The 23495-nt window shown below is 45.9% G+C and carries 23 protein-coding genes and 2 riboswitches; of the genes, 13 read left to right on the forward strand and 10 right to left on the reverse strand.

Annotated features, from left to right (window positions below; translation table 11 throughout):
- Window positions 1–3: 3 nt before the first annotated feature.
- A complete protein-coding gene (locus ASG93_RS09505; protein WP_056831214.1) occupies window positions 4–414 on the reverse strand; it encodes a DUF1934 domain-containing protein in 411 nt (136 codons plus the stop codon).
- A 1362-nt stretch (window positions 415–1776) separates the two neighbouring features.
- Window positions 1777–2604, reverse strand: a complete 828-nt coding sequence (gene speE, locus ASG93_RS09510; protein ID WP_029197206.1) for a polyamine aminopropyltransferase — start codon at window positions 2602–2604, stop codon at window positions 1777–1779.
- A 284-nt stretch (window positions 2605–2888) separates the two neighbouring features.
- Between speE and ASG93_RS09515 the strand changes: the two genes are divergently transcribed.
- A complete protein-coding gene (locus ASG93_RS09515) occupies window positions 2889–4991 on the forward strand; it encodes a transglycosylase domain-containing protein (RefSeq protein ID WP_414858854.1) in 2103 nt (700 codons plus the stop codon).
- A gap of 172 nt (window positions 4992–5163) precedes the next feature.
- On the opposite strand, the gene ASG93_RS09520 is transcribed toward ASG93_RS09515, so the two are convergent.
- Together ASG93_RS09520 and ASG93_RS09525 are read right to left on the reverse strand one after the other, a co-directional pair.
- Entirely contained in the window at window positions 5164–5655 is a 492-nt protein-coding gene (locus ASG93_RS09520; protein WP_056831217.1) for a YwhD family protein, read from the reverse strand.
- Between the two features lie 138 nt (window positions 5656–5793).
- A complete protein-coding gene (locus ASG93_RS09525) occupies window positions 5794–6324 on the reverse strand; it encodes a hypothetical protein (RefSeq protein WP_056831218.1) in 531 nt (176 codons plus the stop codon).
- 148 nt (window positions 6325–6472) lie between these two features.
- Here ASG93_RS09525 and ASG93_RS09530 point away from each other — a divergent pair, with 148 nt between their 5' ends.
- The 6 genes from ASG93_RS09530 to ASG93_RS09555 all read left to right on the forward strand — a co-directional run bounded on the left by ASG93_RS09530 (window position 6473) and on the right by ASG93_RS09555 (window position 11397).
- Window positions 6473–8473, forward strand: a complete 2001-nt coding sequence (locus ASG93_RS09530) for a M1 family metallopeptidase (RefSeq protein ID WP_056831220.1) — start codon at window positions 6473–6475, stop codon at window positions 8471–8473.
- A 106-nt stretch (window positions 8474–8579) separates the two neighbouring features.
- Window positions 8580–9398: a hypothetical protein gene (locus ASG93_RS09535; protein ID WP_056831222.1), complete on the forward strand. Its 819-nt coding sequence runs from the start codon at window positions 8580–8582 to the stop codon at window positions 9396–9398.
- 167 nt (window positions 9399–9565) lie between these two features.
- Window positions 9566–9706, forward strand: a riboswitch (cyclic di-AMP (ydaO/yuaA leader).
- Window positions 9707–9709: 3 nt separating this feature from the next.
- The gene (locus tag ASG93_RS09540) at window positions 9710–10186 is read left to right on the forward strand and encodes a C40 family peptidase (protein WP_056831224.1); all 477 of its coding nucleotides are present in this window, start codon (window positions 9710–9712) and stop codon (window positions 10184–10186) included.
- Between the two features lie 187 nt (window positions 10187–10373).
- Window positions 10374–10476: riboswitch (guanidine-I (ykkC/yxkD leader) on the forward strand.
- A gap of 89 nt (window positions 10477–10565) precedes the next feature.
- Window positions 10566–10886, forward strand: a complete 321-nt coding sequence (gene sugE / locus ASG93_RS09545; RefSeq protein ID WP_056831226.1) for a quaternary ammonium compound efflux SMR transporter SugE — start codon at window positions 10566–10568, stop codon at window positions 10884–10886.
- Between the two features lie 61 nt (window positions 10887–10947).
- Window positions 10948–11178: a hypothetical protein gene (locus ASG93_RS09550; protein ID WP_056831228.1), complete on the forward strand. Its 231-nt coding sequence runs from the start codon at window positions 10948–10950 to the stop codon at window positions 11176–11178.
- Window positions 11179–11217: 39 nt separating this feature from the next.
- Window positions 11218–11397 (forward strand): hypothetical protein, encoded by a 180-nt coding sequence (locus tag ASG93_RS09555; RefSeq protein ID WP_056831229.1) that lies wholly within the window; start codon window positions 11218–11220, stop codon window positions 11395–11397.
- Window positions 11398–11570: 173 nt separating this feature from the next.
- On the opposite strand, the gene ASG93_RS09560 is transcribed toward ASG93_RS09555, so the two are convergent.
- Window positions 11571–12464: a class I SAM-dependent methyltransferase gene (locus ASG93_RS09560; RefSeq protein ID WP_056831230.1), complete on the reverse strand. Its 894-nt coding sequence runs from the start codon at window positions 12462–12464 to the stop codon at window positions 11571–11573.
- Between the two features lie 200 nt (window positions 12465–12664).
- On the opposite strand from ASG93_RS09560, the gene ASG93_RS09565 reads away from it, so the two are divergent.
- The gene (locus ASG93_RS09565; RefSeq protein ID WP_056831231.1) at window positions 12665–13240 is read left to right on the forward strand and encodes a hypothetical protein; all 576 of its coding nucleotides are present in this window, start codon (window positions 12665–12667) and stop codon (window positions 13238–13240) included.
- A gap of 59 nt (window positions 13241–13299) precedes the next feature.
- Here ASG93_RS09565 and ASG93_RS09570 read toward each other — a convergent pair whose 3' ends face one another.
- Together ASG93_RS09570 and ASG93_RS09575 are read right to left on the reverse strand one after the other, a co-directional pair.
- Window positions 13300–14256 carry a hypothetical protein gene (locus ASG93_RS09570; RefSeq protein WP_056831232.1) on the reverse strand — a complete coding sequence of 319 codons (957 nt, stop codon included), beginning with the start codon at window positions 14254–14256 and terminating at the stop codon, window positions 13300–13302.
- 2 nt (window positions 14257–14258) lie between these two features.
- Window positions 14259–15329 (reverse strand): ABC transporter permease subunit, encoded by a 1071-nt coding sequence (locus ASG93_RS09575; RefSeq protein WP_056831235.1) that lies wholly within the window; start codon window positions 15327–15329, stop codon window positions 14259–14261.
- Between the two features lie 294 nt (window positions 15330–15623).
- On the opposite strand from ASG93_RS09575, the gene ASG93_RS09580 reads away from it, so the two are divergent.
- Together ASG93_RS09580 and ASG93_RS09585 are read left to right on the forward strand one after the other, a co-directional pair.
- Complete coding sequence (locus ASG93_RS09580; protein WP_056831236.1) at window positions 15624–16406, forward strand: lipase family protein; 783 nt, start codon at window positions 15624–15626, stop codon at window positions 16404–16406.
- A gap of 329 nt (window positions 16407–16735) precedes the next feature.
- Window positions 16736–18271: an MDR family MFS transporter gene (locus ASG93_RS09585; RefSeq protein ID WP_056831238.1), complete on the forward strand. Its 1536-nt coding sequence runs from the start codon at window positions 16736–16738 to the stop codon at window positions 18269–18271.
- 93 nt (window positions 18272–18364) lie between these two features.
- On the opposite strand, the gene cysK is transcribed toward ASG93_RS09585, so the two are convergent.
- Window positions 18365–19297 carry a cysteine synthase A gene (gene cysK, locus ASG93_RS09590; protein ID WP_056831240.1) on the reverse strand — a complete coding sequence of 311 codons (933 nt, stop codon included), beginning with the start codon at window positions 19295–19297 and terminating at the stop codon, window positions 18365–18367.
- A gap of 217 nt (window positions 19298–19514) precedes the next feature.
- On the opposite strand from cysK, the gene ASG93_RS09595 reads away from it, so the two are divergent.
- The 3 genes from ASG93_RS09595 (at window position 19515) to ASG93_RS34025 (ending at window position 21893) form a co-directional block, all read left to right on the forward strand.
- Window positions 19515–20189, forward strand: coding sequence for a hypothetical protein (locus ASG93_RS09595; protein WP_082614817.1), 675 nt, complete (start codon window positions 19515–19517; stop codon window positions 20187–20189).
- A 696-nt stretch (window positions 20190–20885) separates the two neighbouring features.
- Window positions 20886–21644: an exodeoxyribonuclease III gene (locus tag ASG93_RS09600; RefSeq protein ID WP_056831242.1), complete on the forward strand. Its 759-nt coding sequence runs from the start codon at window positions 20886–20888 to the stop codon at window positions 21642–21644.
- A 66-nt stretch (window positions 21645–21710) separates the two neighbouring features.
- Window positions 21711–21893 carry a DUF3817 domain-containing protein gene (locus tag ASG93_RS34025; RefSeq protein ID WP_235550796.1) on the forward strand — a complete coding sequence of 61 codons (183 nt, stop codon included), beginning with the start codon at window positions 21711–21713 and terminating at the stop codon, window positions 21891–21893.
- A gap of 212 nt (window positions 21894–22105) precedes the next feature.
- Here ASG93_RS34025 and ASG93_RS09605 read toward each other — a convergent pair whose 3' ends face one another.
- Window positions 22106–22615 (reverse strand): DUF4188 domain-containing protein, encoded by a 510-nt coding sequence (locus tag ASG93_RS09605; protein ID WP_056831243.1) that lies wholly within the window; start codon window positions 22613–22615, stop codon window positions 22106–22108.
- A gap of 16 nt (window positions 22616–22631) precedes the next feature.
- Window positions 22632–23267 carry a TetR/AcrR family transcriptional regulator gene (locus tag ASG93_RS09610; RefSeq protein WP_056831244.1) on the reverse strand — a complete coding sequence of 212 codons (636 nt, stop codon included), beginning with the start codon at window positions 23265–23267 and terminating at the stop codon, window positions 22632–22634.
- Window positions 23268–23495: the final 228 nt, after the last annotated feature.

Consider the following 23495-nt stretch of genomic DNA (forward strand, 5'->3'; position numbering starts at 1 on the left):
GTCTTACTCCTCCTGAATTAACAACTTGATCCTGTATGTTCCCGCATGAGTGCCTGATGCATATAAATCATAGCTCCACCTTGTAATACCGATGCCATGTACGGCTTCCGAGGTCAGCTCATGTGTTTCAATTTCGAGTTCCAATCTGCCTTGAGGCGTCTGATAAAAACCAATCCGCTTCTCGCCGGGCAGAAAGGTTTGCTCCAATTGCACATCTCCTTGACGGACGATGCGTATTTGATTGTCTTCCAGTTTGATCAGCGTCACCGTACGTCCAAGTTCGTTCGGCTCTTCTTCATAGCGGATGTACGTGTGATTGCCTTTACGATAAAGATCCCCTCGCGCCTTCTGCACGGTGGTCTCGCTCCCGCTTCGACTTTCAATTCGGATCCGCACGCGCTCTTTAGCCGTCATGGTCCGTCATTCTCCTATTCTGCAATACCTGTTTGCACCTTATGTCAGATAAGGCAAGTTAGCTATTAGTTTATATGAAAGATTCGTTAAATTCAATGTATTACGGGAGATCAGCGTGCACAGCGGGGTTATCGTCGTGTCGGTTTCTGTGTAAGTTTGGGGAATTAGGACGCACATAGGTCCTGAGGGAATGAATTTAGATGCATTTAGTGCAGGCTTTTCTGCTAAAAATGTTTGAATTGAACTGCGAAGATGCATTTCCTACATCAAATTCGGGCCATTTTTGCATTTCGGGCACGTTTCACTGAAATTTGATGTACTTTTTGCAGCTGAATGGCAGAAAAATGGATTTTCGAACCAATTTGATGCACAAAATGCAGGTAAATTGGCTGAGGGGCAAGGCTGACGCGGAGTGTAGGGAACTGGGACAGAGAGTTGGGATTGGAGAGTTGGGAATACAGACACCTGATTGACGATTGTGACAGTGATCGGTGGAATATCAGGCTGCTGCGTGCGTACGACGGCGAAAGTGAAGTTGGAATACCAAACCGCCGCATGCGTGCGACGGGGATAGTGAAGTTGGAATATCAGACAGGCTGTACGTGCAACGGGGATAGCGAAGTTAGAATAACAGACAGGCTGTACGTGCGACGGGGATAGCGAAGTTAGAATACCAGACAACCTGTGCGTGCGACAGGGATAACGAAGTTGGAATACCAGATAGCCGAGCGCGCGCGACGGGGATAGCGAAGTTGGAATACCAGACAGCCGAGCGCGCGCGACGGGGATAGCGAAGTTGGAATATCAGACAGGCGGTACGTGCGACGGGGATAGTGAAGTTGGAATATCAGACAGCCGGTGTGTGCGACGGGGAAAGTGAGAGTTGGAATACCTGACAGCCTAGCACGCCGGTGACTGAGGCAGTGAATGTTGGAATACAAGTGTGTTCGAAGGTGAAATGGCGAGCGGTAACGAAGAATGTTAGTGCCTGGGTGAGAAATCAATTTCAGATTCATCTTTCCCGGCTAAAGGACTGGAGCGACGTTAATCCCCGAAAAAGATTGAATTTGAAAAACTAATGGACTCGACAGCCCTTAATCTACTTCAAATTATGAAAATAAGATAGATTGAAACCAAATAACGGCGCTGAAGTCCGCAAGCTCGGAATCATCGCTCCAAATAGGCAGTTAACGGCATGTAGGAGACTGTCTATTCATTGTACGGTGAATAGACAGCCTCCCAGGTCCGTTAAACGTCTATTTCCGCTTGGTTTCATTAGCTGTGTGTGTTAATGGGTCCGTCGTAAAAAAAACCGCCAGAGTCCCCATGACAAGCACAGAAACGACAGGCGGTTCAATTCATTTATTTAATCAAATCTTCAACAAATTTAGGAAGTACGAATGCCGCTCTATGTAGGCGTGGTGTGTAGTACTTCGTTGGGAATTCCGGGATTGCTGCTTCCTCAACTTGCAGTGGATCGTGCTTTTTGCTGCCCATTGTGAAGGTCCATAGACCGCTTGGGTATGTAGGAATGTTCGCGCTGTACACACGTACGATTGGGAAGATTTCTTTGACATCACGGTTAACCGTTTGGATCAGGTCTGCTTTGAACCAAGGGTTATCCGTTTGTGCAACGAAGATCCCGTCTTCTTTTAACGCATCAAAGATACCTTGGTAGAAGCCTTTGGAGAACAATTCAACAGCTGGACCAACAGGCTCAGTGGAATCGACCATGATAACGTCGTAGGTGTTTTTGTGATCGTGAATGTGCATGTAGCCATCGTTAACAATGACTTCTACACGAGGGTTGTCTAATTCGCCGGCAATGGTTGGCAGGTACTTTTTGGAGTACTCGATCACTTTACCGTCGATATCAACAAGAACAGCCTTTTTCACTTTCGGGTGCTTCATGATTTCACGGATTACTCCGCCGTCACCGCCGCCTACTACAAGCACGTACTCTGGGTTCGGGTGGGTAACAAGCGCAGGGTGCGCAACCATTTCATGATAGACGAATTCGTCTCTGACCGTTGTCATAACCATGCCGTCCAGGGTAAGCATTGTTCCCCATTCTTCGGTTTCGATCATTGATAGGTCTTGGAAGTCCGTTTGCTCTCTAACGTATGTCTCTTTTACTTTTGCTGTAATGCCGAAGCTATCTGTTTGTTTCTCTGTGTACCACAGTTCCATGTTTATACCTTCTTTCGCTGCTATATTTGGATGAATAAATCCTGACATTCGTTGTCTCTAACAGTGTTCCACCAATTGGAAAAGTCATGCGAAGCGGCGCTGCAATTTCCAGTCAGTCCATACGCACAAATTGTATTATAGTTCATTACCCCCAAAATGCAATATTTTCCTAGGGTTTTTCAACATTTAACAAAAAATATTTACAATTCGTTGAATACGGACTGCCATGCTTTTCCATACTGGATAGTAATGACTTAGAGCATGGAGAAAGGAGGTAAGAAGAGATGTCCGAGAACGAGAACCATCGTCAGCCATCCACAGGCACACCACAAGCACCTAGGGATAAAGAGGTACCTGCGTCTATGCGCTGGATGCGTCGTATTAAGAAAATGTTCTCATTCCTATTCACTTCCTGCATTGTTTTGCTCATCCTTGCGGCCGGCTTTTTCGTTTATTTGCGCACTCAAACTCTGCCCGTCACCAAAATGCTGCAAACCTCCCAGATGTACGATATCCACGGCGAACTGATCGACACCTTCTATTCCGGGCAAAATCGACAGGTCGTCTCACTGGGCGAAATATCGCCTTATCTCATTAAAGCAACGCTCGCCGTGGAGGATCAGCATTTCTATGATCATTTCGGAGTAGATGTGAAGGCCGTTGCTAGGGCAGCGATTGTCAATGTGCAAGCTATGGCTAAAGTGCAAGGTGCAGGAACGATCACTCAGCAATTAGCACGGAATTTATATTTAAATCATGACCGGACTTGGTCGCGTAAAATCAAGGAAACCGTGTTCGCTGTGCAAATGGAAATGCAGCAGACGAAAGATGAAATTCTGACGAATTATTTGAATCAGATCTATTACGGTCATTCGACGTATGGGATTGAAACGGCTTCCCAGCTATTCTTCGGCAAGCATGCCAGTGAATTAACGTTGGCGGAAAGCGCTATGATCGCTGGTGTCCCTAAAGGGCCTCGCTACTACTCGCCGTATTATGATCTGAAGAATGCGATGGATCGGCAAAAGGTGGTGCTGCAGACGATGGTCCGCGGCGGTTTCATTACACAAAGCGCCGCTGACGCCGCAGGCCAAGAGAAGCTGACGATTCAACCGCTTACGAAGAAGAAGCCAGCTGCAGCACCCTATTTCCGAGATTATGTACGAGCACTGGCAACGGATAAGCTCGGCATACCGGAGGAACAGTTCGATGAGGGCGGCATCCGCATTTATACGACGCTTGATAAAAATGCACAGCAAATCGCTGAGAGTGTTATTACCAAGCAGCTAACGGGTAAAGCGGAACTTCAAGCCGCCCTGGTGGCAATCGACCCGAGAACAGGTGAAATCAAAGCGATGGTCGGCGGTCGCGACTATTCCGAGAATCAGTTCAATCGTGCACTCTCGAATACGAGACAGCCAGGGTCCTCTTTTAAACCGATTGTCTATATGGTCGCCCTGCAAAATGGCTATACACCTGTAACGCAGGTAAAAAGTGAGCCGACGGTGTTCACTTACGATGAAGGCCGTCAACGATACACACCTAGAAACTTCAACGATCAGTATGCGAATGCGAATATTGATATGCGGCAGGCGATTTCGAAGTCGGACAACATCTATGCGGTGCATACGATTCTGGATGTCGGTCCTGCGAAGGTAATCGAGCTTGCCCGCAAGCTCGGCATTGCCTCTCCGATGAAGCCGCTGCCGTCATTGGCTCTGGGCTCCTTCCCGGTAAGTCCTCTCGAAATGGCGTCAGCGTTCGGTACGATAGCGAATCAAGGCGTTCATCAAGAGACAACAGCGATTGTGCGTATTGAGGATGCGAATGGCCAAATTTTATATGAAGCGACCCCGAAAGCGGAGCCTGTTATTGATCCGGCTGTCGCCTATGTGATGACGAATCTAATGGAGAGCGTGTTCGAAGAGGGCGGAACCGGCAACCGCGTAGCCAGTACGATTAAGCGTCCAATAGCCGGCAAAACGGGAACGACCGACACCGATGCGTGGCTGGTAGGCTTCACCCCGGAGCTCGCAACCGCCGTATGGGTTGGCTATGACAAGAGTAGGGATATTTCCACGGTTGAGTCTCACTTGGCTTCTCCGATTTTCGCGGAATTCACGGAACAAACGTTAGAGGCAATACCGCCTAAGCTGTTCCCGATTCCTGAAGGGGTCACCAGTGTCTATATTGATCCGGCGAGCGGCAAGCTGTCCAATGAGGACTGTCCGAACTCACACATGGAGGCTTTCCTGAATGGCACGGAGCCGACAACGTATTGCACAGGCAAACCCGCGAAGCCAGCTTCGAATGATGATCCAAAGGGCACACCCAAAGGTCAAAACGGCTCTTGGTGGAATGATATCAAACGCTGGTGGAACGACTGATCCGCCAGTTTCCAGATAACACAAAAAGGCAGAACTAAGCGCGTCTTAGTCTGCCTTTTTGCTGTCCTAGTATATGAGGTAACATACACTAGGGTCTAGTATACTCGGTTCACCCAAACGTAACAATGGATGACACATAATGTTCATAATCTCGATTTATGTGTTTGACCGCTTAGGAAAGTGCATCTTTCAATGCTTGATCCGAGCGATTCCACCATTCCTGGTTATGCGCGATCAGCTGGTTTTTGAGCAGCGTCCGTTCCTTGTCATCCAAGCCGTCGAAGATGAATTTGCGCTTCATTGCAGCATCCATCTTATTTACGTGCTCAGCTAGAATTTTCCACCCTCTGCGAGCTTCGGTGTCAATCAACATTTCGCAAGCGGTCATTCCAGCGTAGTAGGCACCTTCTTCAGTACGGTCTACTGCCACCCAAACGATCCAAGCTTTACGGCCGTTCGGCACATCTTCTTTGTTCGTTGAGAATTTGATGCCTTTTTCGATCTTGCTTTTGGCATGAAGTGTACCTTCATCCAGGTAGGCTTCATCTCCGTCAATAATGACACCAGATACGTTGCTTAGGTCGATCGCTCCGGCACCGAATCCTTTATGGTTCACTTTGGAACTTACTATATTTAAGGCCAGCTTCTTTTTATCCGCTTCCATGAGGGCACCTTCCAGTCTTCATAATGTTAAAATGACGCTTTGCTCTCATTGTAGCTAAAGTCACCCTCCAGAACAAGGGCTGGTTGCTGTTGGTGTCGCTCTTGGTGTGGCAGGGCGGCTACTCGTTGCCTTCTTTTACTACTTCACTTCTACCGTGATACTGCCGACGGCCCTTTCATCTATAAAAGCATCCAACCGCCACAAGCCCGGTTTATCGAACCTCATCATTGTGGAAAAAACCGTATCAGCCCCATTCTGCGGTCCGCCTCCGGGGAAATTGATCTCCTCAACCAAAGCAAACCTATCCAGTAGAGCAGGGTTTTTCACTCCGCTTATTACACTCACTGCTTCAACGCGAAATTTCTTTCCTGTATAAGGATCCCCTTGATTCCATAAATGCCACACACAGAAACTTGGTTCCTTAGCTTTATAAACACCCTGACGAATCAAAATACCGACCTTCCCCTGCTCACCTTGTAAATAAATGCTACCGCTTTTAAAAACAGGACTTACCTTGACCTTATCAAGCTCCGCTGCCGGCGTAACCTTTTCCGGAGATTGTACGTTAACCGCTCTAGGAAACCAAGAAAATTGAGAAAGCACAGTGATGAGAGCAATCAGACCAACGAAGCAGCTCAAAACAACGATCACTTTTCTGAATTTTTGCATCAATTTCCACCTCCCCTATACCTTATAGACTCCTTGTTTAGCCTCTTCGTTCCCCCTCCTTCTAACAATTCTTTTCCAACCTCAGAAATATTCCCTAGGTTGTCTACATATACATGCTGTAGATGCTTGTTTAGGCGGGGTGGATATTATGAGTGTTCTATTCAAAAACCGCAAGGTTCAATGGTTCGTTGTCATGCTCCTTGCAGCAGGCACTGTCCTGCTGTCTGAAAATTTGCTCCCATCTACAAGTAAATTGGCCGTTCCAGTCGTCTCTAAGGATGAAAGGTCTGCTCCTGCGCCGGACATGCAGCCTGCAGATAGCGGCAAGCCATTAGAGAAGCAAGCGCCGACAGCGCTTAGCTATCGGATTGCGGAGTATCACATGAACGTTTCTTACACGCCCGAAACGAGACAGCTCAATGGCCAACAAACGTTAACTTGGGAAAATCCGGGAACCGTTCCTGTGCAAGAGATTTACCTCCATCTGTATCCCAATGCATTTGCCTCAAAGAAAACGACGTTTATGCGTGAATCCGGTGGTAAACTGCGTGAAGATGAAGCCAAGGCAGACAGTAGTGGCAGTATGAAGTTGCTTTCTGTGAAAACGGTTGACGGAGAGGATCTCAGTATGCGCATGGCATTCGTCCAGCCGGATGACGGCAACAAGGACGATCATACGCTGCTCAAAATCCCGCTGCCTAAACCGGTAGGCGCAGGAGAGCAAGTTACAATCAAGACGGAATTCCTCGTCAAGTTGCCTGCCGCCTTCGCGAGAATGGGCTATGTGGATGACTTCGTCATGGCCGGACAATGGTTCCCTAAAGTTGCTGCCTATGAGCGTGTTGGCACGAGAGGACGTACAGAACCTGGGTGGAATCTCCACCAGTACCATGGAAATTCGGAATTTTATGCCGATTTCGGAATGTATGACGTGAAAATTCAAGTGCCGCAGAACTACATCGTAGCAGCTACCGGTTTCCCGGTTAAGCCTGCTGTGACGGACAATGGGATGAAGACGTACCAATTTTATGCGGATGATGTGCATGACTTCGCTTGGTCGGCATCGCCTCATTTCGTTTATGTGGAAGAACCCTACTCGACTGCACAAATACCCGGGGTCAAAATCAAGCTCTATCTCGATCCTAATCATCAAGACTTGAAGGACCGCTATATGTATGCTGCCAAAAAGGCACTTTCCCGCTACAGCCAATGGTACGGACCGTATCCTTACTCAACCCTTTCGATTGTCGTACCTCCCCCAGGAGGCAACGGTGTAGGCGGTATGGAATATCCGACTTTGGTAACGTCGTGGGATGCTAGCGACAAGAAACCTGATCTAGAGCTAGAACGTGTCGTTGTTCATGAGATTGGACATCAATTCTTCTATGGAATCGTAGCTAGCAATGAATTTGAAGAAGCTTGGCTGGATGAGGGCTTTACCTCCTATGCTGAGGATAAAGTCATGGAAGCAGAATATGGGGTGTCCCCTAATTTACCTGTCGAGTCAAGCTTTATTACATCTCCACAAACCCTGAAGATGAACTCGTGGGCCTATGCGGGACATGATCAATACGCAGAGAATGTGTACACACGAGGTAAACTCGTACTTAAAGCCATTGAGAAGCAGGTTGGCACCAAAACGATGGACAAAATTATGCGCACTTATTTCCTACGTTGGGAATTTAAACACCCTTCTACGAAGGACTTCCAGAACGTTGTGGAAGAAGTGACCAAAACGAAGTGGGATGACTTCTTCAATCAATATGTATACGGCGCCATGATGATGGATTACACCGTGGAGAGCATTCGCGTCAAATCCGTGGGCACCAAAGGGGCTGAATCCTACGAAAGTGCCGTTCTCATCACCAAAAAAGGCGGAAATTCGCCAGAGGTGCCGATCCAGTTCCATTTCTCTGATGGCACCATGCTTGATAAGACATGGGATGGTAAAGAAAGCAGTATCGAATTCAAACTAACCCACAAGACTCCTGTTGACTGGGTTCGGATTGATCCTAATTACTCGCTTGTACTGGAAAATAAACATATTAATAATTTTATGCAAACACAAGTGGATACCAAGTGGAAAATCCGCTGGAATCTCGGTCTCATTCAATTCCTGCAAGCCATATCCGGCTGGGTCACCTGGTAAGCGACTAGGCTTATCCAATGCTTACGAAGAAAGTTTTCCTACGGAAAACTCAGGTTATGCTTACGATGCCAGTTTTGCTAAAGCAAAACTCTTAGGAGGGACAACTGTGGCAACTTATATCAAGTCTGGCTTCAGGGCGGCTTTGCGGCAACCTTTTGCCACGATCGTCTTGTTCCTGTATCAGATGGGCTGGGGCATCCTGCTGTATAAGCTTGTACAGGGTGTTCTCGTCCCTCTCATGCACCGCTTTCCAGGTGGCGAGCAGCCGAAGCAAGCGCTGCAGCTATTTCTAGCTGAAGGACAGTTCCAACTGGTCAAAACCGATCTTAGCCATTCCTACCTCTGGTGGCTGGCTGCTCTACTTGTTATTCGCATGCTGCTCACCCCGATGCTTAATAGCGGCGTCTACTATTCGCTGACTCATTCCCAGCAAAATGCCGGCTATCGCTTTTTCCGAGGCATCAAGGAGCTCATGCTCCCATTCCTAATCGTGTACGTCGTCCGAATCTCGCTCTCCTTGCTGCCGCTCATATGGCTGTTTCCCAAAGCGCAAAAGCAATTCGCACATACCGCATCTTATGAGCAAGCAGCCCTCCAATTGCTGCCTTGGTTTCTGGGCTTGCTCGTCTATGGCTTTATCTTACATCTTCTCTTTATGTACGTGCAGTTCGCGATTGCCGCCAAACTTGGCATTTTGTCCACCATCATTACTTTCGTTCGCAGTTTGCTTCCTATTATCGGGCTTGCGCTTATCCTCCTACTTGCCTCGGGACTATTGGCAGGGGTCACAGTCACAGCAACTTACCTATGGGCAGGTCTGGTAGCGCTAATCATTTATCAGCTCTTCCCACTATTCCACATTTTCTTTCAAATGTGGGCTATAACTTCCCAATATCAGCTCCTTTCTGCCAAAATGAACGGCTAAGTGCATATAAATAAGCTGAAATTAGCACATTTTCTTCTCCCCCCTTGCAAAAGGGGCTTTTTTTTGTTTATTTCCCTAACAAACTTGCATATTTTTATTAGTATACTCATAGAAAAGGAGGATTTTAAATGTTTATGACGAATTAAAGGACTAGCATCAAAAAAACCAAATATTTCATGCCGAATTCCTCATTTCTTGGGGAAACGGGGGAACCACTACCCGGGTGAATTGATCTTGCCAGACAGGGATCATAGGGAACCTTCAACCGAACCCTCCAGCTAACCTCGTAGGCACCGGAAGGAGACAAGCAGTTGAGAAAGATTGTTGCTCTTGTTTTTAGTCTTGTTTTGTTTTTGAGTGTAGGTTTAGGAAGCGTGTCAGCAGCACAATCCACTTTGGATGAAACGGTTGACGGATTGCTAGGAATTCCGTACAGAACGGCGGGAACGACCACAAAGGGCTTTGATTGCTCTGGTTTCACTGCATACGTTTTCGACAAATTCGGCATTGATCTTCCTCATAGCTCATCATCTCAAAATAACGAAGGCTACTGGATTGACAAAAAAGATCTTCGTAAAGGTGATCTTGTGTTCTTTGACACAAGCGGTGGTAAAGGTATTTCTCACGTTGGTATCTACCTTGGAGACGGTGAATTCATTCACTCTGCATCCAATGAAGGTATAGTGAAAAGCAAACTTAGCCAATCTTATTATGCGAAGCGGTATGTATCAGCCAGACGTGTTCTGTGGGATGATATCTACAACCAATTAACTGCTGAATCCAAGTAAATTTTTGTACGATTCATGAATAAAGCCCAGACAAGCCCAGCTCGAAGAGCAGCTTTCAGGGCTTTTATTCATTTCGGAGGCTGCGTTCAATTAATTGTACAGCAGCAAAGAAGTGAGCAAGAATAGTTATTTTAGCATGCGAATTCTCGTAACTTGACATCGCATGTCAGATGTTCTATAATAACGCCATGTCGTTTTCTAGGGTTCCGTGGCGTTCATCGCCAGACTGGTCCAAGGGGAAACACACAGCGAATACGCTGTGGTCACGGAGGGGAAAAAGCCCGGGAGTCATATCGCAATAGCGATATAACTTCCAGGCTTTTTCCTTTTTTTGCGACTAAACAGGCAATTATAACAAATTAAAGAGGAGTGATTCATCATGGCATGGTTATATCTCGTCATTGCAGGTGTATTTGAGGTCGTATGGGCGATCTCATTGAAATTTTCTAATGGTTTTACACGTTTAGTTCCTTCCAGCATAACGATAGCAGGGATGGCTGTAAGTTTCTATTTTCTTGCGATAGCAACGAAAACTCTTCCCATCGGCACAGCATACGCGGCTTGGACCGGAATTGGCGCTGTCGGTGCGATTATTGTCGGCACCCTTTTTCTCGATGAACCCATTAGTTTAACAAGGATCTTGTTCATGATACTGATCTTAGTTGGCGTTCTCGGCCTTAAATTTACTTCTGGGCATTAGGGATTTTGAATAAATCGGTCCCTATTTATGCAGATTAATCGATACAGGAGGGAAATTCAACATGAATACATCTGATGATATCAATCAAAAACAGAATCACAATGATGAGTTTCTCAATGAGGGGTTAGAAGTTGACTCCGATGTTAACGAGGACCGCAACCGAGAGCAGCAATTGGACGATTCGTTTCAATACTGGTATCGCAACGTTGGTTACTGGGTACAGCAAAAGGAAGATATAACTCAGGTACCGAAAGAGAATGTATTCGATGCCGCCGCTGAGATGGATAGTTAAGGTCAACCGACAGTTCGAAAATTAAAGGAGGTATGAACGATGTCTGACAATGCAAATAACGTTGATGTAAACAAAACGAGTATCTTTAAAAACGGGGTTCAATCTGCTACGAACTATGTACAGAACGCCATTGAAAACGTAGCTGAATCGACGCAAGACGCAACTCAAAACTTAGTGAATAACGTAATGAAAAAACGAAAAAATGAAAATAATAAATAGTTAAATTGACGATGTGAATTTTAATGAGGAAATCTCTATGCTATTGAAAATCACATATGGAAAAAGCTTAGTCAGACAGCAGCCGCAGGCCTTGACTAAGCTTTTTTTGTCGGTTTAATGTAAATCGTAATTAATTACTACCAATAAACTATCTGCACTATCCAATTTTGCTTTCAAGCAACTATGTAGCTGACATACCAGAAGCTGCTTCCCACAAAAATACGCAAATGTTTAGATAATGGCTTAAAAATGTCGTTCAGTTCTTCATACGAGTAGTAGTTTTTGATAATTTCATGCATGGATCCGTCAGTTAGCTCGCGTCTTTTGTAGGTATCCTCACTATGTTCATTCGTTATCAGCTCACCGCCTCTTCCGGGTACGTAAACATTATCGACGATGAAGACGCTGGCACCTGAGCCTAGACGTTGGTGGAAACTCTGCAGAAAGGACTCAATCCGATTCTTCGGAATATGCGAAAACCAGAAGTTGGCAAGACCAAAGTCGAAATCCCCTGTCACTTCGGAGAGCTGGTACGCATCCCCCAGAACAAATGCTGCATTGGAAGCTGGCCAAGGCTTCGACTTAGCAATTTGCAGCACTTCAGGGCGAATATCAATACCTACGATGTGTTTAGCCGCACTCGCAGCAATTTCGGTCCAATACCCAGTACCGCAGGCTACCTCTAGAACATTACAACCCTCCACCTGCTTCCTAATAACTTCGGCCAAAAGCGCAAGCTCTTGTTGGAACTCACCGTCCTCCCGATGGTAAATCCGTTCATACTCTTCCGCTCGGGCGCCGTAGTATTCTTGCATTTTTACTTTTTCCTCGTTTAAAAGCTGATGCTTATCCTTCACTTCGTGGAGAATCCGTTGTCTGGCTGCCAATAAATCAGCGAAAATAGCGCCACCCTGTGCGGAGTAGTTGGCTAGCAAGCCATGCGTCGCCATCACAATAAGCTGTGTCATCGACAAACCCGTTTCGTCAGCCATTTGCTCCAGATCCGACTTAACTTTCTCCGGTAAGTAAACAGAGAGTCTTTTGGTTTTATCATTTTTGTCATCCACGTTAGGTATCCCCCTCATGATTTTTCATTATTTTAACATATATTTTGTGTTATAATAACATTTAATTTACGCTTTTATGCCATAAGTGAAAATTTGGGGCTATTTCTCTAGAACTCTATCAGCTTCTAACCCTCGCAAATCTCTCTATCAAACATAGAATACTATGCAAGTATATTCATATCTTGATAGGAGATGGTGAGATGATTAAAAAACAACGTATCGCAGGTAGACAGACTAAAATTGTTAAACTTCCCAAATGTGCAGGCATATCTAAGACGAAAGCTATGCTGATGTACCACGCTCAACTGAAGAAACACAACAGACTAGGAGCAGGCCGCTTTCTGAGCCAGCGTATTATCTCGATCGGAACCGATAACTCTTGGTTCAACGCCCAGATTATTCCTCGCAATCCCGCATGGGTACCGGTTACTAACGCCAACTATGTGTGGTTCTCCGGCAATCTGAGTGCTGAGAATGCCGTCATTTCGACACGATTCTCGCTCTCACAGCGGAGAGCCATTCTCGCCGCATCCCTCTTCTTATCGGTCGACAATTTCGCTGTTGTCATCATCAACGGCGTACCGGTGGTCTATGATGCACCACAGAACACCCCTTCATTCTACAACACAGGCCGCACCTTCGACGTACGCCGGTTCTTGAGACGGGGCCGCAATGACATCGTCATCATCGCTTTTAACTTTGGCGGACCTCGTAGTGCTGCTAACCCTGCAGGTGTGGCTGCTAGATTAGACATTCGACTCAGCTCATTACAATAATTCACATGGAAAAAGGTCGGGAGCTCATCCTTAGGATGGAACCCCGACCTTCGTCTGTTTCACATGAACTGGCGTTCACTGCCGTAGCGGCGTTTGAGCTGATTTAGGAAAAACTGCAGCGCCAGGAAGAGTCCTGCGAAGCTGGTACCTGCACTCAGAATAATCCATGGATGCAGTCGAATGTACCTTGAGCCATAGGCGATTAGCGATAACCATTCACCCGATGTAGTGATGGCAATGGAATAGCCTGCATCACTATCACCAATTGTCTCAATTCCACCAAGCACAATGTTAAATACAGCCAACTGCCCTAACAAGAAGAGCACTTGCATGAATTCGCTAAGGAAGATGAACAACATCTCATTTCTCATACAGGGAACCAAATGTCGCATCGTTCGATGGAAGAAAGAACCGCCCATCAAACGAGAGGCTTCAATAAATAGTCGTTCATTATAATAACGTGTCCGATCTGCCACCTGATAGGCTAATGGAAATATCCCAATGAATGTGACTAGGCTAACAAAAGTAACCGCAAACAGCAGCTGATAATGCGGATCTGCCTTCAGCCCCTGATCAAGCCCCAGCCCAAAGTACATACCTGCTAAAGGCGGGAACAAGAATACAAAGGCAGGCATCGAGGAAACGACCCACTGCATAGAGCGAAGAATGCCCCATCCTTTACCCGTGGTCCCGCTCCACAATCCCCATGGGAGAGCAAAAACAAAGCGAATCAAGGTTAATGCAAGCGCCGTGCCTAGTGTATATTTCAACCCATTCAACAATAAGCTCAGCACATCAAAGCCCCTATGATCGGTCCCCAGCAGGAAGGTGCTGTTCGGTGCGTATGGCGGAATGCTGTATCTCGTTTTACCATCCTCTTGATATTGGATCATATTAATCTTGTCATCCGGTGTAATCCCATGGGGCATCAGCCATGTGCCGAATATCATCACAAGCAGGATGATTACGATGAGTGCAATCGAACAGTAGTAAGCAGCTGATGAGCGTTTCATCATCGTCAAACCACCTCCCCTGTCCGAACAATAAACTTCTTACGCAGCAATGCGTAGAACACATGAAAAGCCATAGCCACTAGCGCAAGCGCCATACAAATAGCCGACATCGAGGAGACACTCTGTAAAGCTGGAGAGACGATAAAGCCTCCCAAACCGGAGATTCCGCAGATGGCTTCTGCAACAGCCATACTGGCGAGTGCTAGTGTAGTTGCTTTGGGCAAGATCGCCAGCAAATCAGCCATGACATTTCGCATAACATGAGAGATGAGCACCTCTCTGCGAGTTAACCCTTTGGCTAATGCGGTAACGACATAATCCTGTCCCAGCTCACGCGCGATCGCGACGCGAAGGGTTCCATAGATGGTGACCGAGGGAATCAGTGCAATCGTGAGAAATGGGATGAGGAACGGCGTCTTATCACCGACTTGAACAATAAGCAGCACAAAGTGCCCCACATATTTCGTCGCGTAGACCGCCCCCAATTGGATGAGAACGATTAAGAAGAAATCAGGCAAGCCAACAAGCAAGGCATGCGTACCATCCATCATGGCACCAACTCGGCGGAACATGGATGCTATCATCGCAAATAGCACACTAAGCACAATCGCGAGCAGTAAACCAGGAATGAAATAAGTGCACGTGCGAAGAAGCATGTTGGGGAGCTCACCAAGAACAGCAACCTCTTTCCTATTGAAAGGATTGCGGAATTTGCCAAAATCACCATGCGCGAAACCTTTGATTTGCTCTTTAATCGAAAAACCGTAATAACGCCAGGAAATAATGGGATGCTTCAATGGAACAGTGGTCGCACGAAATATGCCTTTGATCGACGTTGTCCTTCCGATATAGTCCCACGACTTTCCATAAGGAACAGACAATAAGCCTGCTTTTTCATTTAGAACTTGACTGCCAGGCATCTGCTCACTTATTTTGCGGATGCTCGTATCTGGACCTATTGCGACCCTGATCTGATCCGGCTGCGTAGATAAGAAGGCATTACGGATATTGCTCAGAAAGAAGATGCACACGAGTGTAAATAACCCAAGCAACAGCCACCGAAATATCAACTTCAACTATCGTCACCTCGTTCTATTATTCACCGATGGTAGATAACTATTTTCATAGTTTATCACGATTCATTTGGAAGTTCTATCCTATCCTTGGAAATAAAAAGAGGCTGCAGCGAGCTAGCGTGAGCTAACTTGCTGCAACCCTGATTAAGAGCTGAACTGTGCTTGGTGCACGTGGCTATACACGATCTTCCAGCTGAAAGTCTCCTAGAAAATAGGCGATTGTCGGTGGACAGCTGTCCACTATTTTCATATATATAGGAGAACGGCATCCTGTGTGTATGGAGGAATGGACTTATGCTCAGCAACTCATTAGATACACGGACGGCTATTTTTCTAGCAGCTATGTGCAGCCAAAGCTATATCCATTTTGAAAATGGTCCCGAAAGCGTTATTATGCCAAGTAACTTCCGGATGGTTTCTTCCTTCAAAGCAACTTCCATTCTGAGTGAAAAAGAATTTTTCGGCTTTATTGCCGAATCCGATACACAAATTGTCATCGTATTTCGAGGTACGCATACGACTTCCGATTGGATCTCCGATGCCATTGCCAGGCAAATCCAGTTTCCTTACACAAAAGAGCAGTGCCTCGTACACGAAGGATTTCTCGACATTTACCGTTCAGCTCGCAAATCGATTATGACCGCGCTAAACAAACTTTCCACCGAGAAAACGCTGTACATCACAGGACATAGTCTTGGAGGAGCTCTCGCTGCTTTATGCGCTGCCGATATTTCCACAAACACGAAATTTAAAAATCCATCCGTGTATACTTATGCTTCACCGCGCGTTGGAAATCAGGCATTCGCTAGTCTTTTCAACCGCAGGACCGGGCCTCACTATCGGATCTATAATACCAACGACTTCGTCCCTTTGCTTCCTCCCTTCATCTATCGATCTCCTCGAACGGATCAGGTTTACCATTATATTCATGTGAAAACGGGGGTTGAATTAACGTATCAAGGGGGTTCCCTCTCCGCTAACCACGCGATTAGCAACTATTTTACTGAACTTACCAAGCTTGATCCCCGCTTCACGCAGCAGTTATGCACCCAAACTCCGGGATTTTGTCCGATATAAAAAAGATTGCCAACCACCTGACCATAATGGCCGGGTAGGCGGCAATCTTTATTTTGTATACTCAGAGTTCAGCTATCCCCTCCTGAGAAGAAGGTTTAACGATCTTAAGTGACACTATTGGCGTTTTTCAACTCAACAGAAAGGTACCAGAATTCCTTTCGATGATTTTACATAGGGACTTCACCTTGTCTATCACACTTCTCACTTTTGTTAATGTTTATCTGACCACATTGAAACGAAGTACCAAACAACCCTGACAGACTCTTGTCAGGGTTGTTTGGTTATAATCAAATTATACAAATTAAGGATTGAAGAAGGGAAATGATCACATGACGAAATCAACGAATCAAACTGGCATTATTATAGCCGGATTACTGCTAGCCATCCTAATGGCTTCGATGGACAATACCATCGTTGCGACCGCTATGGGCTCCATTATCGCCGACCTTGGAGGACTGGATAAATTCGTTTGGGTAACATCGGCTTATATGGTCGCTGAAATGGCAGGAATGCCGATTTTCGGTAAACTATCGGATATGTATGGCCGCAAACGGTTTTTCATCTTTGGTATCTTGGTGTTTATGCTCGGATCTGCTCTTTGTGGAACAGCCACCTCAATCGTTCAGTTAAGCTTGTATCGGGCCATACAAGGCATTGGCGGCGGTGCTTTGGTACCCATTGCTTTCACAATCATGTTCGACACAGTTAAACCGGAACGCAGAGGCAAGCTAATGGGATTGTTTGGAACGGTGTTCGGTATGTCCAGCATCTTCGGGCCACTCCTTGGCGCTTATATGACGGACTATATCAAATGGGAATGGATTTTCTACATTAATTTACCATTAGGACTAATTTCCTTCCTCATGATTGCCATTTTCTATAAGGAATCCCTCCAGCATGCTAAACAGCGTATCGACTGGGCCGGTGCGTTCTCCCTTGTAGGTGCCATCGTCTGCCTAATGTTCGCCATGGAGCTTGGCGGTAAACAATTCGCGTGGAACTCCACTCAGATTATTGGCTTATTCACTGGATTTGCTCTTCTCGCGGTTATTTTCCTCTATGTGGAGACACGGGCAGAGGAACCGATTATCTCCTTCCGGATGTTCCGGGATCGCCTCTATTCGGCAAGTAATGCGATCGCGATGTTAAGCGGTGCAGCCTTCATTACGGCATCTGTCTATATTCCGATCTTCATTCAAGGTGTTCTCGGAGGAAGTGCAACGAACTCAGGGCTCGTACTTCTGCCAATGATGCTTGGCACTGTCGTTACAGCTACCGCAGGCGGCTTCCTCATCAGTAAATTTTCATACCGAGCCATCCTGATCTCCACGCTCATTCTGCTAGTGGCAGGTATGGCACTGCTGATTACGTTGATACCAGATTCATCGCGCTTGCTAATCACTGCTTATATGATATTAGTCGGCTTGGGAATCGGTGCATCATTCTCTGTACTTAGTAACGCTGCTATTCATTCCGTGCCTGCAAGTCAACGAGGGGCAGCGAGCTCTACGCTGAATTTCCTTCGCTCACTCGGCATGACGATCGGAATCACCATCTTCGGCATTATTCAAAGCCATTCGTTAACCCGGCATTTATCGGATGCCTTCACGGGGAGCGGCCAATCCGCGATGCCGCAGGGTCTAGACTTTAAAGACCCGCATGCTCTGCTTGACCCGGCGACTCGCACTCAAATTCCGGAGCAAGCGCTCCGAAAAATATCAGAAGGACTCTCCTCTTCTATCGTGGCCACATTTGCGTGGGGACTCATCCCTGCCATACTCGCTTTAGCTGCCGCTTTTGCCATGAGCAAAGAGAAGCTCGTGATAGAGACGGATAAAGAAACGTTCGCGGCCGCATCGCATTAAGGGTAAGCTTCGTATAAACCGCGCAGCATAGAAAACACAGAAAGACCAGAGATCCACCGCGGATTCCTGGTCTTTCTTTTGCGTATTAACTTATCACTCATCAAATAGATTCGTAGACAAATACCGCTCACCGGTATCCGGCAAGATAACAACGATAGTTTTCCCTTTATTCTCAGGCCGTTTAGCAATTCCACTTGCTGCGTAAGCTGCCGCGCCAGATGAGATGCCGACCAGCAGACCTTCCGTTTTGGCCAGTTCACGGGCAGTCGTTACAGCATCCTCGTTACTCACAGTAAATATTTCGTCTACAACTGAACTTTTGAAATTATCTGGAACAAACCCGGCACCGATGCCCTGAATATGATGCACACCACGACTGCCACCTGACAAGACGGGTGAATCGGCTGGCTCGACGGCTATCACTTGGATGGATGGATTTCTCTGTTTCAGTATCTCACCCACACCAGTGATCGTCCCTCCTGTGCCAACTCCCGCGATGAAAATATCGACTTTACCATCTGTATCTTTCCATATTTCTTCGGCCGTGGTATTTCTGTGAATCTCCGGATTGGCTGGATTGCTGAATTGCTGCGGTATAAATGAGTTTGGCATCTTTGCAGCTAATTCCTCAGCTTTTTTAATTGCGCCTAACATGCCTTCTGAGGCTGGAGTGAGAACGAGTTCTGCACCCAGGGCCTTTAATAATTTCCTACGTTCTATACTAAAAGAATCAGGCAATATAATGATTAACCGATACCCTAGCGCAGCCGCTGCAAAAGCAAGAGCGATTCCTGTATTTCCGCTGGTAGGCTCAATAATGACCGTATCTTTATTGATCTTTCCGGATATTTCAGCTTCTTTAATCATAGCGAAACCGATACGATCTTTTACACTGCCAGCCGGGTTAAAATACTCCAGCTTCGCGACCACTTTGGCATCAAGTCCATGCCGATTATTATAATTCCAGAGCTCGAGCAGCGGCGTATTACCGATTAACTCTGTCAAATTGCTATAAATTTTCGTCATAAGAAAACCTCGCCTTCTATTTATATATTAAACCTATGAACTTAATCGGATAAACAGAGTATATCACGCCAGCGAGTGAAAAAATAAATCAATAATGCTGATAGATAGGTATGCTATTTTCTTATATTAGGCTTATTTGGTATAATCACCGTAGACGAAGAACGTCCTTTAGCCTTGTGGCGAAGGGCGTTTTTTATTTTAGGGGAGGTACTCGCGATTGAATTTTGAAGTTATGCATCAAACGTTTATTGATTATCACGCCGCGCTCCGCAGAGGAGAAAGAAAGGGGCGTCTCATTAGGGGACATTTATTCGCAGAAAAGCTTTTTCTCCAGAATGTCTGGTATCCTCTGTTTGGTCATCTCGACCACTTGCATCCGGAATATGAAATCTTTGATTGGAATCGCAAATCCCAATTTATCGATTTCGCCTATATTACGCCCTTTGGTCGTTTTGGTATTGAATGTGACGGTTTCCAGAGTCATGTCAAAGATATGGATCGCGAGAAGTTTAGTTACTCGCTGAATCGCGAAACATTTCTAACCGCTATGGGGTGGAAAATGATGCATTTCTCCTTCGATGATATACAGAATCGTCCCGAGATATGCCGGATGCTCCTACAGATGGTTATCGGACCTAGCATGATCCGAAAGGGAGCAGCGAATTCTGCTGCTATTTCAGCCGCTATTATAGAAAAAGAAGTGCTCCGGTTAGCTTGGAGGCTAAACAGATCAATTCGTCCCAAAGATGTCATCGACCAACTGGATGTTGATTTTCGAACAGCACGCAAGTGGCTGCGCTCCCTAGTGGAGAAGGGATGTCTGTCTCCTATCGTTAAAGGGAAGGACATTCGTTATTATGAATTAAACGAGGGGGCATTGGAGCACATATAAGGAGAAGTGGCTATGCAATTCAGGGCCCTTCTTCTCTCCCCTTTCCTGACATCTGTTTTCTTGGTTCTATGCTCCTCATTCCCACCTACATCCCTACTTCTCTTACACATATTTTCTCTTACACATCTACATCTCTCACTTCTTCATACACATCTTTATTCCGATTCCCATTCCCACCTTCATACCTCAACTCCTCATACACTTCTTCATCACAATCCTCATATCCGTTGGATGAAATACAGTGTTTTTCGAGGATTAAGAGTGGGATTGGCTACTGCATTGGATAATTTCCAATGTAATCTTCTGTACTTGGCTTAAATCCCCGATATCTGATAATTTGATTGGATTTAGTCCAATCAAATGGCTAATTCCGTGTAGGAATCAGATATCTGTTGTATTTAATCCAATGGCGGAAGTAGAGGAGCGAATGATGGAGATGTGGGAGATGATTTGAAATAGAAAGAGTTGTAAGTAATAATGTGCAAAGAGAATGTAAGTGTGAGTGGGCATGGGTTTGGGTTTGGGTTTGGGTTTGGGTTTGGGTTTGGGTTTGGGTTTGGGTTTGGGTTTGGGTTTGGGTTTGGGTTGAGTTGGAGTAGCGGAGTAATAAAGCTTCCCCGAACCTCATAAATCGCCGACGAGGACGGACTTATGTTACACTGAGTTATATATGAGCAGCAAGGGGAAAAGATGAAGATGAAACTAGTATCCTGGAACGTCAATGGGTTGAGAGCCTGTGTCAATAAAGGGTTTATTGATTATTTCGGAACAATAGAGGCAGACATATTCTGTCTTCAAGAGACGAAACTTCAGGAAGGACAAATTAACCTGGAACTGGGCGAAACCTACACACAATATTGGAATTATGCGGCTAAAAAAGGGTATTCCGGCACCGCCGTTTTCACAAGAATTCAACCACTCTCGGTGAGATATGGTATGGAGGAGAACGAAGAGCCGGAGGGGCGGATCCTCACGTTGGAATTCGACAATTTCTACCTTGTGACCGTCTATACCCCCAATGCGAAACGTGATCTCTCTAGACTGGATTACCGTGTGGAGTGGGAAGATCGCTTTCGCAGCTACCTCAAGCAATTGGATGCCCAGAAACCTGTTGTCGTTTGCGGCGATTTGAATGTTGCGCACCATGAAATTGACATCAAGAATGCGAAAGGGAATCTCAATAATTCAGGCTTCACCCCTCAGGAACGCGGCAAAATGACGGAATTGTTGGATGCAGGATTTATCGATACGTTCCGACACCTCTACCCTGATCGGACAGATGTCTACTCGTGGTGGTCTAATATGCCAGGCGTAAGAGCGCGGAACGTAGGATGGAGAATTGATTATTTCCTCGCTTCCACGAGACTAGGTCCTAAGATCATTGATGCACAAATTGATTGCGATATTTTGGGCAGCGATCATTGTCCCGTCGTATTGGAGCTCGATTTATCCTGATAAATTAATTCAAACGTTGAAAACGAGATTGGAGCGATTATTATATTTTCCACATCCTTAGGGCGTTTGCGTCTAACAAGCTATATTGAAGGTATCTCCTATCTTTTCCTACTGTTTATAGCCATGCCGTTTAAATACTTCTTGGACCAGCCTCAAATCGTTTTTGTCGGCGGTATGTTTCATGGCTTGATGTTCGTGCTTTACATCATAACGGCGGTCACGCTTTTGTGCAAAGACGTTGGAACTTGAATCGAGCACTCCTAATTATTGGCTGTATTTTCATCCCGTTCCTCTTCATCAAACAAGATCGTATGATCCATAACGAGGAGCTAGAGCTACAGAAGGGCCGTTAAAATCGACCCGAAAAAGAGGCTTAGACGTGCATGTTCAAGCTGCATGATTTCACCATGGCACTTCTTCGACCCCAATCGCGACCTCCACTCATCCTCCGCTGCAAGCACTTATGCCGGATTAGGAGGTGTAGGAACGGCAGGCTCTCCATCCCGCCCAAGCCTTCTGCTTGCCGTTTCTCGTTTACCGACAGCGGGGACGTGACGTCCAGCCCTTGCAAGTCCAGAGATAGGCATGTTGTTATACACACATTCGTAATTTCCTTCAGGAATCAGATAGGTTTCATGGTAGATCCCGACAACGCCGTCCGTTCCAACCTTTTTATTAAAATTACGCCACGCCTCTAAATGGATTGCACCATGCCTTGCATAGTGCTCTAATTGCTCGAACGTTTTCCAATACTGGATAAGGGTCACGCCTCGCCAAGAGAGATGAAAACTGGCATCTACAAAACCTAATTCAGGGTTGCGATACAATTCTTGAAGCATCGGATTCATTGCCTTGGCCACAGGTAGCCACTTATGTAGAGCCCATAATTTATTCACTCTGATCCCAATGATAAAGACAACGAAAGAACCATCCATCTGCGCCGTAAATCTGCCCGGAATTACTTTACTCATGCATTCATCGCTCCTTTTACCTATTTTCAAGCAATTGTAGATGGGTGTTATAAAATCCCTTAATATCCTTGGAACCATATAGTTGAGCGGTCAAAAATGCTCCGTAAAACACCGTAAACAGAACCTTTACCGCTGTTTCTACCGTAAATTCTTTTCTTAGCTGTCCTTCTGTATCCGCCTCCGTCATGCAACGACGAAAAAGTTTGTACATGTCAGGCGTCTGCGCGCCAACTTCCTCATGACCAGGGAACAGTAAAAGAACCTCTGCTTCACTCAATTCCGGCATGCAAGGATGCATGTTCATTTCTACCAGAAAAGATATCAAACTTGGCATCAATCCCGCTCTTTCCTCAGCCTCTTCCGCCACTTTATGGAGCACATGCTGGATAACCGAGAACCCGCGTTTACCCTCCGCTTCGATCTCAATGATACGTTCCGTTAACCAAACACGCATAAAATAAACGAGCAAATCTTCCTTTTTTTGAAAAAACTTAAAGAACGTAACCCGGGATACTTCCGCTTTCCGGCAAATATCGTCGAGCATCATGTCTCGAAACATCTTGTCTCCTATTAGTGACAAACTGGCTTCATACAAGGCCACTTTGGTTCTAGCCTTTTTTAATTCCCTTAGAGAAATTGCTGACCGATCCATGATTTATCTCCTGTAATTACAATTAACTTTAGTAAATAAATTAACACACGTTAATTTATTTTGTCAAGGTAAAGTGATTTGTAAAATGCCCCTAAGAAGGGCTTCACGACAGCTTCATCCCCGACTTTTGGTGGGGGCTTCACTCCGTCTGAGGTCGCTTTTTAAGGTGGTCATTTTGATGTTAGAATCAACTCAATAATAAAAAAGACCGAATGAGAGGGATGAATA

The organism is Paenibacillus sp. Soil787 (genome assembly GCF_001429545.1).
Classification (GTDB): Bacteria; Bacillota; Bacilli; order Paenibacillales; family NBRC-103111; genus Paenibacillus_E.

What these genes read in the sequence shown, in the direction of transcription:
- ASG93_RS09565 (WP_056831231.1), top strand. Translation starts at nt 12,665, where the DNA reads ATGATTAAAAAACAACGTATCGCAGGTAGACAGACTAAAATTGTTAAA.
- ASG93_RS09585 (WP_056831238.1), top strand. Translation starts at nt 16,736, where the DNA reads ATGACGAAATCAACGAATCAAACTGGCATTATTATAGCCGGATTACTG.
- ASG93_RS09515 (WP_414858854.1), top strand. Translation starts at nt 2,889, where the DNA reads ATGTCCGAGAACGAGAACCATCGTCAGCCATCCACAGGCACACCACAA.
- speE (WP_029197206.1), bottom strand. Translation starts at nt 2,604, where the DNA reads ATGGAACTGTGGTACACAGAGAAACAAACAGATAGCTTCGGCATTACA.
- ASG93_RS09580 (WP_056831236.1), top strand. Translation starts at nt 15,624, where the DNA reads ATGCTCAGCAACTCATTAGATACACGGACGGCTATTTTTCTAGCAGCT.
- ASG93_RS09555 (WP_056831229.1), top strand. Translation starts at nt 11,218, where the DNA reads ATGTCTGACAATGCAAATAACGTTGATGTAAACAAAACGAGTATCTTT.
- cysK (WP_056831240.1), bottom strand. Translation starts at nt 19,297, where the DNA reads ATGACGAAAATTTATAGCAATTTGACAGAGTTAATCGGTAATACGCCG.
- ASG93_RS09550 (WP_056831228.1), top strand. Translation starts at nt 10,948, where the DNA reads ATGAATACATCTGATGATATCAATCAAAAACAGAATCACAATGATGAG.
- sugE (WP_056831226.1), top strand. Translation starts at nt 10,566, where the DNA reads ATGGCATGGTTATATCTCGTCATTGCAGGTGTATTTGAGGTCGTATGG.
- ASG93_RS09600 (WP_056831242.1), top strand. Translation starts at nt 20,886, where the DNA reads ATGAAACTAGTATCCTGGAACGTCAATGGGTTGAGAGCCTGTGTCAAT.
- ASG93_RS09530 (WP_056831220.1), top strand. Translation starts at nt 6,473, where the DNA reads ATGAGTGTTCTATTCAAAAACCGCAAGGTTCAATGGTTCGTTGTCATG.
- ASG93_RS09610 (WP_056831244.1), bottom strand. Translation starts at nt 23,267, where the DNA reads ATGGATCGGTCAGCAATTTCTCTAAGGGAATTAAAAAAGGCTAGAACC.
- ASG93_RS09520 (WP_056831217.1), bottom strand. Translation starts at nt 5,655, where the DNA reads ATGGAAGCGGATAAAAAGAAGCTGGCCTTAAATATAGTAAGTTCCAAA.
- ASG93_RS09505 (WP_056831214.1), bottom strand. Translation starts at nt 414, where the DNA reads ATGACGGCTAAAGAGCGCGTGCGGATCCGAATTGAAAGTCGAAGCGGG.
- ASG93_RS09525 (WP_056831218.1), bottom strand. Translation starts at nt 6,324, where the DNA reads ATGCAAAAATTCAGAAAAGTGATCGTTGTTTTGAGCTGCTTCGTTGGT.
- ASG93_RS09570 (WP_056831232.1), bottom strand. Translation starts at nt 14,256, where the DNA reads ATGATGAAACGCTCATCAGCTGCTTACTACTGTTCGATTGCACTCATC.
- ASG93_RS09605 (WP_056831243.1), bottom strand. Translation starts at nt 22,615, where the DNA reads ATGAGTAAAGTAATTCCGGGCAGATTTACGGCGCAGATGGATGGTTCT.